We start from the raw sequence: 14513 nt of genomic DNA on the forward strand, positions 1-14513 counted from the left end.
CATGCGACCCCTGGTGAGTGTGATCGTTCCTGTCTACAACGTGGCGGACTACCTCGACGGCTGCCTGGACTCGATCCGCGGCCAGAGTTACCAGCGGCTCGAGATCCTCATGGTCGAGGACTGCTCGACCGATGACTCGCTCTCCCTGCTGGAGCGACACCTGGCCGATCCCCGTGTGCGCCTGCTCAGGCACGCGCGAAACGCGGGCCTTTCCGCGGCACGCAACACCGGTATCGAAGCGGCCACCGGCGACTTCGTGCTGTTTGTCGACTCCGACGACGCCATCGCCCCGGCACTCGTCGAGTCCTGCCTCACTCATGCCCAGGCGTCCGGTGCCGATGTCGTGGTGTTCGATTTTGTGCCCTTCGAGGATGGCGAGTCGCCGCCCGAGATCGGCAGAGTTGTAGATACCTCGGGGGCTCAGCCTCTGACGGCAGTGCAGTACTTCACGCTGCCCCACTTTGCGTGGTTGAAGTTCATTCGCGCCGAGCTGCTGAATGATCCCCGCTTGCGCTTCCCCATCGGGCTCTACTATGAGGATTGGCCGTTTCATTGGCAGCTGGGGTTCGTCTCCGGCTCCATCCAGATGCTCCCCGGGCAGTGGTACCACTATCGCCAACGTGGCGGCTCCATCACCGCCTCGCAGGGTCGCAAGCTGCTGGATCAGTTCAAGGTTCAGCGGCTGGTGCTGGACATGGTGCGCCAGCAGGGCGGCAGGGAGGCAGTAGCGGTGCTGTACCAGAAGGTGCATGGCACCTTCTGGACGGTATTGATACGGGTGGAAAATCGCCTGCTACCCGAGGCCATAACGGCCGCGCGGCGGCTACGGGGTGAGCTGCTGGGCGTTGTCACCGTGCCACCGCGAGAGGGGCGGGCGGCGCTGATGGCGCTCCTGCTTGCCTTGCCAACCCCCCTCTCCGGCGCGGGGTTGCGGCTGATCCGTTCGCTAAAGGCGATGGCGACAGCGCCTTTTCATTGGGCAGCAGTGAAGGGCAAGGGGGCCGAAAGCATGAAGCACCAGGCTGTTGTGCATCCACCGCGTGTCTTGCATATCGTCGGCCGAATGGATCGCGCAGGCGCCGAGACCATGCTGATGAACTACTATCGAGCGATCGACCGAAACCGCCTGCAACTGGATTTCCTGGTCTATACCACGGAGACGGGTGACTATGATGCGGAGATCAGGTCGCTGGGGGGCGAGATCATCCAGATAGCGGGGGATGCCGGCTGGCTCAGGCGGACCATCGCCATGACGCGGATCTTTCGCCAGGGCAGGTGGCGTGCCGTTCACGCCCACACCAACTTCAGCAATATATTTCCGCTGTTTGCCGCACTCCTGGCCAGGATCCCTATCCGGATTTCACATGCGCACGTTACCGATGTCGACTCTTCCTCGATGACGCAACGCCTCTATCAGGCTGTGGCACCGGTCGTGTTGCGCCTATTCGCCACGCACAAGGTGGCCTGTGGCGAAAGGGCGGCTGCGCTTCTCTATCGACCCGGTGATAACGTCACGATCCTTCCCAATGCAATCGAGAGTTCTCTTTACTTTCAGGAGCGTGGCGAGGCCTCACAAGCGCTCAGGGATGACCTCCAGATTGGCGCAGAGACCCGTATCGTGCTGCAGGTCGCGCGTCTGGATAAGGTGAAGAACCAGCGGTTTATTATCGAGGTTGCCAGGCAGCTCAAAGAGCAGTGCCACGATTTTGTGGTCCTGTTGGTCGGGCGGGGGGAAATGGAGGGTCAGCTCAGGGAAGCGATCGCACGGCACCAGCTGAACGAACATGTGAAACTTCTGGGCGTCAGGGACGATATTCCGCAACTGCTCAATGCCGCCGATATTTTCGTGCTGCCCTCCTTTGTCGAGGGGTTTCCGGTGGTGCTGGTCGAGGCACAGGCGGCCGGCGTGCCCTGCCTCGTTTCTGACCGCGTTTCCACCGAGGTGGATCTGGGCATGGGGCTGGTCTCCTTTCATGCGGTGCCCGATACACTCGCTTCGGCGGATGCGGCACGCCTGGCAGGGGCGTGGGCGGATGCGCTGATAGCCAGTCGCGATGACGATAAACCTTCGGCGGTGGAACGCCGGGCGATCCTCGAGTCGACCGGGTACTGCGCATCCGGCGCCATGGATCGACTGGCCAGCCTCTATCGAATCAAGGCGTCCTGCCATGCCATCGACTAGGGAGAAGCGCCAATGTGTGGCATAGCCGGAGCCTTCTCTGCCACCTCCCGAGCGTTGCCGGCGGCCGTGTTCAGGATGTCGGAGCAGATCCGGCACCGAGGACCCGATGATGATGGGCTATGGAGCGATGGTGAAGCCGGCATCGCCCTTGGGCACCGGCGGCTTGCGGTGCAGGACCCGACGGCGGCCGGAAAGCAGCCGATGGTGTCACCCTGCGGTCGCTGGGTCATCGTCTTCAACGGTGAGATCTATAACCACCATGCGATCAGGCGGGATATCGAGCGCGCAACCGGCGGCTGCTGGAGCGGGCATTCCGACACCGAGACCCTCGTCAGTGCCATTGCGCTTTGGGGATTTGATCAGACCCTGTCCAGGCTGGTGGGAATGTTTGCGGTTGCCGCCTGGGATCGGTCGAGTCGGTCGCTGTGGCTGGCACGCGATCGAATGGGCGAGAAACCTCTCTACTACGGTTGGATTGATGGCGACTTCGTATTTGCCTCGGAACTGAGGGCGATTCTTGCATACTCTGGCGGGGCTGGCCTCTCGGTCTCCAGGTCGTCGCTCTTGCTGCTGACATCGCTCAACTATATTCCGGCGCCATGGTCCATCTACCGCGAAATCGGCAAGTTGATGCCGGGGACCTACCTGCATCTGAAGGCACCAACCGATCAATCGGCCCAGGCGACACCCTACTGGACGTTTCCCCTGGCGACTCACTCAGGGTGTCACCTCGACCCATCCAGTAGCGGCGGGCTGGATGCTTGTCTCGGGCAGGTGGACGCGGCACTGCGACGTTCGGTGAAGAGTCAGATGCTGTCGGATGTCCCGCTCGGGGCGCTCCTGTCCGGCGGCATCGACTCCTCCCTGGTTGTCGCGCTGATGCAGAGCGAGTCGAGCGAGCGAATCAAGACCTTCACGATCGGGTTCGACGAGTCTTCCGCGGATGAGTCCCGACACGCACGGCAGATCGCCCAGCATCTGGGGACGGATCATCATGAGATGATCCTTACGCCAACCGATGCCCTGGGCGTTATCCCCAGGCTACCCGGCCTGCTCGACGAGCCGATGGCGGACTCCTCGCAGATCCCGACGATGTGCGTGATGGAACTGGCGCGCCGGCATGTCACGGTGGCGCTGAGTGGCGATGGTGCCGACGAACTCTTCGGTGGCTACGGCCGCTACCGGCGTATTCCAAAGGCATGGGGCCGAATGCGCATGACGCCTCGCTGGATCCGAGCATCGCTCAACGCCCTGGTGCAGCCTGACACCCTGGATCATATCGCGGCGCTTGGCGGCAACCGCGGGCGCGACTTGTTGCGGAAATCACGCTACTACCTGCCCCGCATGGCCGGTGCATATTCGGCCAGGGATCTTTATGTCGGGATGCTGATGCAGTGGATCGATGCCCCCGTCGTCAAGGGGTTGGGGCAGGATCCTCGCGACAGCGTCTATCAGGTGCTGAGTCGAGCAGAATCAACCGACCTGGTGCCCTTTATGATGGAAGCGGATGCCCTGACCTACCTGCCGGATGATGTGATGGTCAAGGTGGATCGCTCCGCCATGGCCTGCTCGCTGGAAACTCGTGCCCCTTTCTTGAGCCAGGAGGTCGTGGAGCTCTCTTCCAGGCTTCCACTCTCCTGCAAGCTGGATCAAAACAGGGGCAAGGCGATCCTTCACGAGTGTCTGGCGAAACACCTGCCGCGTGAAATGTTTGAACGCCCGAAACAGGGATTCAGCGTGCCGCTGGATGCCTGGTTGCGCGGACCCCTGCGCGAGTGGGCGGAAGAGCTGCTGGACCCGAAGCGAATTCAGCGAGAGGGCTACTTCGACCCTGTCGTCGTGGAGCGCGCCTGGCGGGCCCATCAGGAGGGGCGCCGCAACCATGGGCACCAGCTGTGGTCCGTGCTCATGTTCCAGGGCTGGCTCGCGCAACACCCGGCAATGGATGCATCACCCTAGCAATATGATCGTCTTATTAAGCCGTGATGCACTTATTGCCTGAGTTCAGGCCATTGAGGCCGCCGTCCCAAGGCTGGTTGATCATGACCCCTTATCTTGCACTGCTGTTTTGCGCTGCTACTGTCGGTACGCTTGGCCGGCATTATGGCGGTGATGGTGTAAAGCGTCTGAATCTGCTGTTTGTCGGCTGCTTGCTGATTTTCTTTGCAGGCTTCCGTCATCGTGAAGTGGGAACGGATACGGGTACCTATATCAGCTGGCTGACAAGAGTCACTTCCTTCGAGGAGGCGCTGGCGTTTCAGGCAGAGATTGGTTACAACTTTTTGATTTGGTTCAGCTCGTCTTTTTCAGATAGCTATGCCTTGTTGCTTGTTGTCATCGGGGTGCTGGTCGTGGGGTGCTACCTGACAACGATTGCGACCCTCGTTAAAAATTACGAATTTGCGATCTTTGTTTTCATAAGCCTGGGAGTTTACACTTTTTTCTTTAACGCGGCACGCCAGGGAATTGCCGTGGCGTTGTGTTTTGCTGCACTGCCCTGGTTGCTTAAGCGTGAAGCCATACCCTATTTCTTATTGGTTGCGGTTGCTGTCCTGTTTCACAAGACGGCCATTATAGCGGCACCCCTCTATTTTATTGCAAGACCCAATGTTGGCTTGAAGGATATCCTTGTGGTTGTGCTGGGAACGGCGATAGTGGCCGCTTCCATTTCCAGCCTTGCACAACTTGTCGCGTCCTTTCTGGACGACCGGTTCGCGAGCTATGGAGAGGAAGGAAGCGGTGGAGGGCGTGTGCAAGTGGCCTTTCTAGCCGTTCAAGGTATGCTGTTACTCTTGTTCAAGGGACAGGTGAAGGAGCATCGAGACTGGTACAATAGATTGTTGAATATTTATCTGTTGGGACTGATCCCCGCCTTCGCTTCTATCGTTGCAAGTGTCAACCCCTCCGGGGTTTTAAGACTGACCGCATACTTTTCTCATGCCAGCATTGTTCTCTGGCCCATGGTGCTTGTCAGCTATGGGAGAGTGAGAAACAGGATGATATTCCTGCTTGGATTCTTGATTTGTGCGGTTGTCTATTATGTATTGACGACATCAAGCTTTAGCGGACTTTATCCCTACCGATTGAACTCGAGTCTTTTTTTATGAGCCAAACTCTTCCGCCAGTATCCATTGGGATTCCTTTCTTCAATGCCGAAGAGACGCTGCTGGATGCCGTTCGTTCGGTGTTTTCCCAAACGCATGGCGACTGGGAGCTCATACTGCTGGATGATGGTTCTACCGATAACTCTCTTGAGTTGGCGAGAAGCATAAGGGATCCCAGGGTAAGGGTGTATTCAGATGGCGAGAATCGCCGCCTGGCAGCCCGCCTCAATCAAATGGCGGACCTGGTGACCCACGACCATGTTGCAAGAATGGATGCCGATGACCTGATATCTCCCGATAGAATAAGGCAGCAACTGGAGTTTTTGCAGGCCAGGCCAGAGTGTGATCTGGTCTCTACCGGTGTCTGTTCCTTGACCAATAGCAATGAGCCGATTGGCATCCGACTGCCCCCTGAACATGGCAGCATAGCTCCAAGACCTCTCTTGTTATCAAACTCTGGAATCGTACATGCGTCGCTACTGGGAAGGCGCTCCTGGTTTGTACGTAACCGCTACAGTGAGAAGATACGCACGGGTCAAGATGCCAATCTCTGGATTCGAGCGTATTCAAACAATGACCTTAAAGTGGGTTTTATCAACAAGCCTCTCTATTATTATCGGGAGGATGGGAATGTCGTTTCCTCCAAGTTGAATGCCGCTTATCGAGAAGGCTTGCGGACCATCGTCAGAGACGCGCGGCCCAACTTTTCGACTGCGGACAGATTCCATGCCTTTTCCATTACCCTGGCAAAGTTGATGGTGACCCAATCGCTCTCCCTGTTCGACGCTCTGGAGCTGCTTCGGAAACGCAGAAATCGAACCCCGTTGTCACAAGAAGAAAAGGATTTCTTCACAGAAGAGATAGCGCATGTAAAGAGCACCAGGCTACCTGTATGAAGAACTGGGCGCGGTAATCTGACAAGCTGCCAAAGGGTAATCGGATGAAACGGATCGCTTTCATTGTCTCCACACCGACCACGGCAGACGGCTTTCTGCGCGGGCACATTGCGGCTCTGGCCGAGCACTATCATGTGGATTTGATCGCCAATTTCCCCGATGACTACCAGGCTTCGCTTCAGGTGACGTGCCAGGTTTATGCGCCGATTCAGCGTAACATTCATCCTTGGCATGATCTGGTGGCTTTGGTGGTGCTTATTAGAATCCTTGCCGGCAGGCACTATGATGCAGTGCACTCGATTACCCCAAAAGCGGGCCTGCTGGCAATGGCGGCTGCCTGGCTAACTCGCATACCGGTGCGCTTGCATACGTTTACAGGCCAGGTGTGGGCAACACGTCAAGGCTTTTCGCGCTGGCTGCTTCGTACACTGGATAAGCTGGTTCATGGATTTTCAACCTACTCCTTGGTCGATAGTCACTCTCAGCGCGATTTTCTTCTGAAAGAAAAAGTGATCAAGTCAGAGAAGTCGTTGGTACTGCTCAATGGCTCGATCTCCGGTGTTGATATTGAGAGATTCAGGCCGGACTCTTGCAAAAGAGACACTGTAAGGTCACGGCATGGCATCGCGGCCAGTGATTTTGTGTTCCTTTTCCTGGGTCGAATCAATGCCGAAAAAGGCGTCCCGGAACTGCTTTCAGCCTTTCGGTCGGTGTCCAGTGTTTACCCGACGGCAAGACTGATGATTGTGGGTAGGGATGAGGCGGGCATGTTTACCGATGGCGCGACCGAGATGGAGTTTACCGGGAAACTTGTCCGAGTCGATTACACCCGCGAGCCGGAAGCCTATTTCAATGCCGCCGACGTGTTTTGCCTGCCCAGCCATAGGGAGGGCTTCGGCTCGGTGTTGATTGAAGCCGCGGCCTGCGGTGTTACCAGTATTGCCTCGAATATCTATGGTATTTCGGATGCGGTGGTCGATGGCGAAACAGGGCTTCTGCATATTCCAGGATCCGAGGAGGCCTTGACCGAGAAGATGTTGATGATGATTTCTCAGCCGGGCCTGAGAAGCGATCTGGCAAGACGTGCCATGAGTCGTGCCCGAGAACAGTTTCCGGCCTCCACATTGGAGAAGGCACTAGTTGAGTTTTACAAATCCAGGCTTTATTGAGAATGTTGAATTTGTTCAAAGACGCTCCTCGACGGCAGGTGAAAGATAAGGTTGACGGGAAAATAGTGCCGGTTTTCGCTCGATGGTGATGCTGTTCGTGGCTGGCATTCCGGCGCGTACTGTCGCGCGACAAATGGCCCTTGAGCTTAATGGTTTAAAGACGGTGGCTGAATGCTGAATGGTCCCTTCTCTCCCTGGCCCTCCTTCACTGAGGAAGAGGCCGATGCGGTGCAGCGCGTTCTGCTCTCCAACAGGGTCAACTACTGGACCGGCCAGGAGGGCCGCGAGTTCGAGCGTGAATTTGCTGCCTTCGTTGGTACGCAGTTCGCCATCGCCGTCTCGAATGGCACCACGGCGCTGGATCTCGCCCTGAAGGCGTTGGGTATTGGCGAGGGCGAAGGCCGGGGGCGTGATGAGGTCATCGTGACCTCGCGGACCTTCATGGCCTCGGCTTCCAGCATCGTCACGGCGGGAGCGGTGCCGGTATTCGCCGACGTCGACCGCGACTCCCAGAACATTACCGCGGCGACGGTTCTCGACAAGCTGACGCCAAGCACCCGGGCCATCCTTGTCGTTCACCTGGCGGGTTGGCCCTGTGAAATGGATGCGCTGATGGGGGTGGCGGAGCGGTATGGTCTCCATGTGATCGAGGATTGCGCCCAGGCCCACGGTGCCCGCTACCGCGGCAGGAGCGTGGGCTGCATCGGCCATGTGGGGTGCTGGTCCTTCTGCCAGGACAAGATCATGACCACAGGCGGGGAAGGGGGCATGGTCACCACCAATGACGAGATGCTGTGGCGCAGGATGTGGGCCTACAAGGACCATGGGAAGAGCTGGGAAGCGATCCATGAGCGTGAGCATCCCCCGGGGTTTCGCTGGCTGCATGATAGTTTCGGTACCAACTGGCGGCTGACCGAGATGCAGTCGGCCATCGGCCGCATTCAACTGCAGCGAATGCCCGCATGGTCGGCGGCGCGACGAGCAAATGCCGAGCGTATCTGGCAGGTCGCCAGCGAATGCCCTGGATTGCGGGTGCCGCCAGTGCCCGAACACGTCGAGCATGCGGCCTACAAGTGCTATCTGTTTGTGGAGCCGAAGCAGTTGGCCGCTGGCTGGAACCGTGATCGCATCATCGACGAGATTGTCGCCAGGGGGGTGCCGTGTCTTGCCGGTTCCTGTTCCGAGGTCTACCGGGAGAAGGCCTTCGATGGCACCGGTTGGCGGCCTCGGCGGCCTCTACCGGTGGCCCGGGAGCTCGGGCAGACGAGTCTGATGTTGCTGTGTCATCCCACGCTGACCGATGCCGAGATCGACAGGACGTGTGGGGTGATCAGGCGCGTGATGGGGCTGGCAAGATATCGGCACAGGGCATAGTCTGTATGTTGCAGAAGGGTAACAGAGTGTATCTGTGCGTTCCTGGTTCTCGCCGGTTCTTGCCGGTTACGAGGTCGATAGAAGGAGCGATTCTCATCGGGGATGAAGGTGGGGACGCCCTGGGTGTCGGCGCATGAAGCCGACATGGGTAGGACGGCAGCTGGGGTATTGAGACATGACTATCGAAATGACGATGGCGGAGTATGACCACCAGATGAATGAAGCGGGGTGGGTCATCTTCGAGAAGGCAGTGGGCGATGAGCTAGTCGCAGAGATGAAGGCCGATGTGCTGAAGTGGATAGAGCTCTGTGAGGCGTACCAGGTAAAGCGTGGGTTGAGCGAGTCCGGGGATGGTACGGCGCATCAGACCATCGGCGGCAACGATAGCCTCGACAGGTTCTACCAGATGCACCTGTTTCACGACTATATCGCCCGCTACTTCGACGACAAGCCCTATATCCTCTGCTGTAGTACCCCCACGGCGGGGTATGCGCACAAGCGCAACTATCTACACAATGTGCATCGTGACATCGGCACCTATATACCGGGCTTCAATGCACGGCTCAACATGATCGTGATGCTCGACGACTTTACCGTCGAGAAGGGCGCCACCCAGGTTCTGCCGGGGTCTCACCATCAGGAGCATAAGCCCAGCGATGAGGAGTTCGAGGCCAACTACATGCCGATTATCGGACCAGCCGGCTCTGTGGTGTTCTTCAACTCCTACCTCTGGCACCGGGGGGGCCAAAACACCACGGACGACTCGCGTGTCGCCTTGACCAGTGGTTTCACCCGCCCCTTTATCAAGCCCCAGATGGATTATGCCCGCATGCTGGGGGAGGAGTATGGCCGCCGCATCTCACCGTTGAGCCGACAGGTGCTGGGTTACAACAGCCGGGTGCCGGTCAGCCTGGAGGAGTGGTATCGGCCTGATGCGGAGCGCTTCTATCAGAAGGGGCAGGGCTGACGACTCGCGGCAGGCTGGCTGAACATTTCAGGGGGCATGAATGGCATGACGAAGAATATGGTGGTGTTGGCGTCTTCCGGCGGCAGTGTGCTCGACGAGGCTCTGCGGGTGGAGGCTTGCAGGCAGCACATTGCCCTGGTGGTGTGCGATCGCGAATGTGGCGCCCGGGAAGTCGCCCGACGTCATGGCATTACCGCCGAGGTGCTACCGAGTCGCACCGGCAGGGAGTTCTCGGATGCCCTCCATGACTATTTCCTGGGCAAGCCGGAGGTCGATCTCTTCCTCTCTTCCTACTCTCGGTTACTTTCCGGGCAGTTTCTGGAGCACTATCGGGGACGTATCGTCAACTTCCATCCCGCTATCCTGCCCGCCTGTCCCGGCCTGGACGGCTTCGGCGATACGCTGAAGGCCGGCGGCAAGTTTATCGGCGCCACCGCCCACTTCGTGGACGAGGGCATGGATACCGGCAAGCCGATTCTCCAGGCGGCCAGGCCCCATGACCCCGAGCTCAGCGACGAGGAGAATCGCCAGAGGGTTTTCCTGCAGATGTGTCGCATGTTCGTTCAGATCGTCGCCTGGTTCGCGGCTGGGCGCGTGGACCAACAGGGCCGCGTTGCCGGGGCGCGTTACGAGCTGTCGGAGTTTTCTCCTAATCTCGACGAATGGGTGAGGCTGACATGGTAAAGCGCTCCTTCGATATGGCCATGGCCGCCATCATGCTCCTCCTCTTGAGCCCGGTTCTGTTGTTGGTTGCCTTGCTTATCAAGTTGACCATGAGAGGCGGGGTATTCTTTCGCCAATGGCGACCCGGGAAAGATGAGGTTCCGTTTCAAGTCATCAAGTTCAAGACGATGCGCGATGCGGTGGACGCTCAGGGTGTCCCCCTGCCGGATGAAGAGCGCGTCACTCGTCTCGGGCTATACATACGCCGTGCCAGCTTCGATGAATTGCCCCAGTTGTTCAATATCCTGAAGGGCGAGATGTCTTTCGTGGGGCCCCGGCCGTTGTTGATGGAATATCTCCCTTATTTTATCGGCGATGAACGGCGCCGTCATGAGGTTCGCCCCGGGGTGACCGGGTTGGCCCAGATCAATGGACGCCAGGATATCAGCTGGGAGGCCAAGCTCAGCCTGGATGTGGAGTACGTTGATCGGCACACATTGTGGCTGGATATCAAGATCCTGTTTGCCACCCTGGGGGTCGTCTTCAAGCGTGAGGGCATTCTCTATGCCGCCCCCCAGGGACGACTGGATGACTATCGCAGGCGACTGGGGCTTCGGCATGTGCTCTGATTACACTTTTCTCTCTTCGATATTCCGGCGGGTAGGCGGCGCCTTCTATCTCTTCGATGGGCGGAAGTTCCACGACAACTATGTCGATCTGCGGGATCGGCTGCGCCGCCACTGGCCGGACACCGAGCTGGCCTATGCCATGAAGGCCAACTATATGCCGCCCATCGGCAGGTTGCTGGTCGAGCTGGGTGGCTGGGCCGAGGTGGTATCGGCGTTCGAGTATCGGGTCGCCCGCGCCTCGTTGCCGGGCGAGAGGATTATCTTCAACGGGCCGATCAAGTCCGAGCGGGATCTGCGTGATGCCCTTGGTGCGGGGAGTCAGCTCAATCTGGACTCCTTTCGGGAGATCCAGTTACTGAAGAGGATCGCCCCGGAGTTCGGTCGTATCGAGGTGGGCCTGCGAGTCTGCTTCGACTTCCCCGATCTCGTCAGTCGTTTCGGCTTCGAGGTGGAAGGCGGAGAGCTGGAGGAGGCGCTGGCTGCCCTGGACTCGATCCCCGGTCTGGAGGTCACGGGGCTGCACTGCCATGCCACGCGACGCTCCCTGGGGGTGGCGGATCCCGTGGAGCGCGTCGAGCGCCTCTGTCGGCTGGCCGGTCGACTGCTGCCTCGCTACCCCATCCGCACGATCAATATCGGTGGTGGCCTGCTGGGTGACATGCCTGACTCCCTCAGGGACCAGTTTGCCCATGCGGTACCGAGTCTCGCCGAATATGCCGATGCTATCGGTCGGGCATTCTCGCGCTGTTCCCCGACAACATCCATGCGCTTGATGGTGGAACCCGGCACGTCGATGGTCGCCAACTGCATGTCGCTGGTAGCGCCGGTCGTCGAGACCCGTCGGCGTCGAGGAGCCTGGCAGGCTCTGCTCGATACCAGTATCAACAGCCTCAACCCCACTCGTTCCAGTACCCGGCCCAGCCTCAAGGTGGTGTCATCATCTCCGTCGGAGGCGGGGCGGAGAGCCAGGGAGTATCGTCTGGTGGGCAATACCTGCATGGAAAATGACATTCTCTGCGAAGGCGTTACCGGGCCTCTCGAGGCCGGAGACTTCGTCATCTTCGAGAACCGCGGTGCCTACTCGCTGAACTATACGCCGCCCTTTATCGTGCCTTGCCCGGCGGTGGTGGATGATCAGGGGCGCCTGCTGAAGCGGGCCGATTCTCCCGAGACTATTCTGGCCTCTTATCTATCCCCGGCCCATGTCGGCTCCGAGGAAGACCACCATGAATATCATGTTGACTAGTGCCGGACGACGTAATTATCTGCTGAGCTATTTCCGGGCTTCGTTGGCGGGAAGAGGGCGTGTGCTGGCCGCCGACTGCTCCGATCATGCCGCGGCCCTGCAGGAAGCGGATGAAGCCTTCGTGGTGCCGCCCGTGGATGCCCCCGGCTATGTTGAGGGCCTGCTTGAGTTATGTCTGGCCCAGGGCGTCGGCCTGCTGCTTTCCCTCAATGACCATGAGCTTCCGATCCTTGCCGCCGCCAGGGAGCGGTTTCATGCCCGGGGCGTGCGGGTAGTGGTCTCTCGCCCCGAGGTGGTCTCGCTGGCGGCCGACAAGCTGATGACGGCAAGATTTTTGAAGAAGGCGGGGCTCGGGACACCCATGACCTATGCCACGCTGGAAGAGGCCCTGAGGGGCCTGGAGGGCGGCGAAGTGGTGTTTCCCCTGGTCGTGAAGCCGCGCTGGGGAACGGCCTCTCTGGGGATCGAGGTGGTCGATGATCTCGAGCAGCTCGGGCTGGCCTGGCGTTATGGACAACGGCGCCTGTCGAGGCTGGGCCTGGGCAGCCAATCCCGGGGAGCGGAGGGCCTGATGATCCAGGAGTGCCTGTCGGGACAGGAATATGGGCTGGATATCGTCAATGATTTGAATGGCCGCTACCGGACCACCTTTATCAAGCGCAAGCTCGCCATGCGTGGGGGGGAAACCGACAAGGCCGTCACCGTGACTCGCCCCGACCTCCTCGAGGTAGGCAGGCGGATCGGCGAGGCCCTGGGGCATGTGGGCAATCTCGATTGTGACCTCTTTATGGACGGGGCCGCGTGCCTTGTACTGGAGCTCAACCCTCGCTTCGGGGGCGGTTATCCGTTCAGTGCCGAGGCCGGCGCCGACCTTCCCGGCGCCCTGATGGCCTGGGCGGAAGGGCGCGAGCCCCCGGTGGGCTGGGATGCCCCCCGGGATGGCGTGGCGTCGGCGAAGTGTGATCGCCTCGTGGGGATCCTGCCACGGCATCAGGCGGGTTCTCCCTAGTGGATCAAGAAGAGCCGCCGATGAGTATCCTGGTCGGATGGGGTGTACTCGCATCAGGGGGGTTCGCGCTGCTGCTGCCGGGGGGATTCCAGGTTTTCCTGTGGGTGTTGGGCGCCGGTGTGATCGGCTGTCTGGGGCGACCAGGGCCCGATGTGATTCCCGCGGTGCTGCTTCCTTCCTTGGTGATGAGTCTGTTCGGTGGTACCTGGCTAGCGGTGGCCGCATGGCATGCTGAGCCGTTGGCTACCTGGGGCCTGGTATGGCCGGCACTGCTGGCGGCACCGGTCTTGTGGGTGCTGCACCGGGCGCGGCCTGATCCGGCGTGGTTCTGGGCGGGGCTGACTCTGGGAGCCTCGGGGACCGGGGGCTGGTCGCTCTTACAGGTAGTGGTACAGGACGCAGGCAGGGTAGCGGGACACGATCCGCTGCATGCGATCCTGTTCGGCAATCTGGCGCTGATGCAGGGGCTCTTCTGCCTTGCCGGGATCGCCTGGGGGTGGCGCCAGCCCAGGCGAGTCGTCTGGTGTGGTGTCTTGGCCATGGGGGCGCTACTGGGGTGCCTGACGTCCCTGCTTTCCGGCACGCGCGGTGGCTGGGTGGTGCTGCCGGGGCTGCTGGCCATTTGCTGGATGGCCTATGCCGGTTGGCTCACGCCGCGTCGACGGGTGCAGGTGGTGGCCGCCGCTGTATTGCTGATTGTCGCTGCCGTCGCGATTCCGCAGACAGGCGTTCAGTCGCGGCTGGTGCTGGGCATGGAGCATGCCGATCGATATCTCTCCGGTGAGCGTTCGGTGGCCACGTCGGCTCGCCTGGAATTGTGGCGCGGGGCGCTGATGCTGATCGGCGACCGCCCGCTTCTTGGCTGGGGAGATGCGGGATACTCACAGGGCATGGCCGAGCTCGCGGAGGCGGACAAACTGGATTCGGCGACCGGCCATTACTGGCATGCCCATAGCGACCTGCTCGATGCCTGGGTGCGGCGTGGAACCCTGGGCATGCTGGCGTTGTTGGCCATCTATCTTTTGCCTATCTACCTCTTCCGGACGGGCTTGCGTGCCCGTGACCCGGGAAAACGTGCGCTGGCGACATGCGGGATACTGCTGCCGGTTGGCTTCGCCGGCTTCGGCCTGAGCTATACCTTTATGGTCTATCCGGTCGGAGTGGCCGCCTATACGGGCTGGTTCTGCCTGATCTGGGGGCTGTACCGGGCCTTGCCGGATAACCCCGGGGACAGTCCCCCAACCCACGGGGACAGTCCCCCAACCCGGGGACAG

Annotated in this window: 11 protein-coding genes and 1 pseudogene; all 12 read left to right on the plus strand. The window is 59.9% G+C overall.

What is annotated here, in order from left to right; all coding sequences use genetic code 11:
• The first annotated feature begins 1 nt into the window (after position 1).
• Positions 2–2182, plus strand: coding sequence for a glycosyltransferase (locus Q358_RS17970; RefSeq protein WP_051530327.1), 2181 nt, complete (start codon positions 2–4; stop codon positions 2180–2182).
• 12 nt (positions 2183–2194) lie between these two features.
• Entirely contained in the window at positions 2195–4141 is a 1947-nt protein-coding gene (gene asnB / locus Q358_RS0110925; protein WP_027962056.1) for an asparagine synthase (glutamine-hydrolyzing), read from the plus strand.
• 83 nt (positions 4142–4224) lie between these two features.
• Positions 4225–5289 carry an EpsG family protein gene (locus Q358_RS0110930; protein ID WP_027962057.1) on the plus strand — a complete coding sequence of 355 codons (1065 nt, stop codon included), beginning with the start codon at positions 4225–4227 and terminating at the stop codon, positions 5287–5289.
• Complete coding sequence (locus Q358_RS18245) at positions 5286–6182, plus strand: glycosyltransferase family 2 protein (protein WP_084286528.1); 897 nt, start codon at positions 5286–5288, stop codon at positions 6180–6182. The genes Q358_RS0110930 and Q358_RS18245 overlap by 4 nt, the downstream gene beginning before the upstream one ends.
• 44 nt (positions 6183–6226) lie before the next feature.
• Positions 6227–7351, plus strand: coding sequence for a glycosyltransferase (locus Q358_RS0110945; protein WP_027962060.1), 1125 nt, complete (start codon positions 6227–6229; stop codon positions 7349–7351).
• A gap of 171 nt (positions 7352–7522) precedes the next feature.
• A complete protein-coding gene (locus Q358_RS0110950; protein ID WP_027962061.1) occupies positions 7523–8725 on the plus strand; it encodes a DegT/DnrJ/EryC1/StrS family aminotransferase in 1203 nt (400 codons plus the stop codon).
• 175 nt (positions 8726–8900) lie between these two features.
• On the plus strand, positions 8901–9692 hold the full coding sequence (locus Q358_RS0110955; RefSeq protein WP_084286529.1) for a phytanoyl-CoA dioxygenase family protein: 792 nt from the start codon (positions 8901–8903) through the stop codon (positions 9690–9692).
• 45 nt (positions 9693–9737) lie between these two features.
• Positions 9738–10376: a phosphoribosylglycinamide formyltransferase gene (gene purN, locus Q358_RS17250; protein WP_051530328.1), complete on the plus strand. Its 639-nt coding sequence runs from the start codon at positions 9738–9740 to the stop codon at positions 10374–10376.
• The gene (locus Q358_RS17255; protein ID WP_051530329.1) at positions 10370–10984 is read left to right on the plus strand and encodes a sugar transferase; all 615 of its coding nucleotides are present in this window, start codon (positions 10370–10372) and stop codon (positions 10982–10984) included. The genes purN and Q358_RS17255 overlap by 7 nt, the downstream gene beginning before the upstream one ends.
• Positions 10944–12230: a type III PLP-dependent enzyme domain-containing protein gene (locus tag Q358_RS0110970; protein WP_027962063.1), complete on the plus strand. Its 1287-nt coding sequence runs from the start codon at positions 10944–10946 to the stop codon at positions 12228–12230. The genes Q358_RS17255 and Q358_RS0110970 overlap by 41 nt, the downstream gene beginning before the upstream one ends.
• Positions 12211–13239, plus strand: a complete 1029-nt coding sequence (locus Q358_RS0110975; RefSeq protein ID WP_027962064.1) for an ATP-grasp domain-containing protein — start codon at positions 12211–12213, stop codon at positions 13237–13239. Before Q358_RS0110970 ends, Q358_RS0110975 begins: the two co-directional genes overlap by 20 nt.
• Before the next feature lie 539 nt (positions 13240–13778).
• Positions 13779–14237 (plus strand): annotated as a pseudogene (locus Q358_RS18940) (O-antigen ligase family protein); the annotation flags it as partial.
• Positions 14238–14513: the final 276 nt, after the last annotated feature.

The organism is Halomonas halodenitrificans DSM 735, assembly GCF_000620045.1.
GTDB classification, from domain to species: Bacteria; Pseudomonadota; Gammaproteobacteria; order Pseudomonadales; family Halomonadaceae; genus Halomonas; species Halomonas halodenitrificans.

Bases quoted from the DNA above. Each gene is read 5' to 3' on its own strand.
- Q358_RS17970 (WP_051530327.1), top strand. From the start codon at position 2: ATGCGACCCCTGGTGAGTGTGATCGTTCCTGTCTACAACGTGGCGGAC.
- asnB (WP_027962056.1), top strand. From the start codon at position 2,195: ATGTGTGGCATAGCCGGAGCCTTCTCTGCCACCTCCCGAGCGTTGCCG.
- Q358_RS0110930 (WP_027962057.1), top strand. From the start codon at position 4,225: ATGACCCCTTATCTTGCACTGCTGTTTTGCGCTGCTACTGTCGGTACG.
- Q358_RS18245 (WP_084286528.1), top strand. From the start codon at position 5,286: ATGAGCCAAACTCTTCCGCCAGTATCCATTGGGATTCCTTTCTTCAAT.
- Q358_RS0110945 (WP_027962060.1), top strand. From the start codon at position 6,227: ATGAAACGGATCGCTTTCATTGTCTCCACACCGACCACGGCAGACGGC.
- Q358_RS0110950 (WP_027962061.1), top strand. From the start codon at position 7,523: ATGCTGAATGGTCCCTTCTCTCCCTGGCCCTCCTTCACTGAGGAAGAG.
- Q358_RS0110955 (WP_084286529.1), top strand. From the start codon at position 8,901: ATGACTATCGAAATGACGATGGCGGAGTATGACCACCAGATGAATGAA.
- purN (WP_051530328.1), top strand. From the start codon at position 9,738: ATGACGAAGAATATGGTGGTGTTGGCGTCTTCCGGCGGCAGTGTGCTC.
- Q358_RS17255 (WP_051530329.1), top strand. From the start codon at position 10,370: ATGGTAAAGCGCTCCTTCGATATGGCCATGGCCGCCATCATGCTCCTC.
- Q358_RS0110970 (WP_027962063.1), top strand. From the start codon at position 10,944: ATGACTATCGCAGGCGACTGGGGCTTCGGCATGTGCTCTGATTACACT.
- Q358_RS0110975 (WP_027962064.1), top strand. From the start codon at position 12,211: ATGAATATCATGTTGACTAGTGCCGGACGACGTAATTATCTGCTGAGC.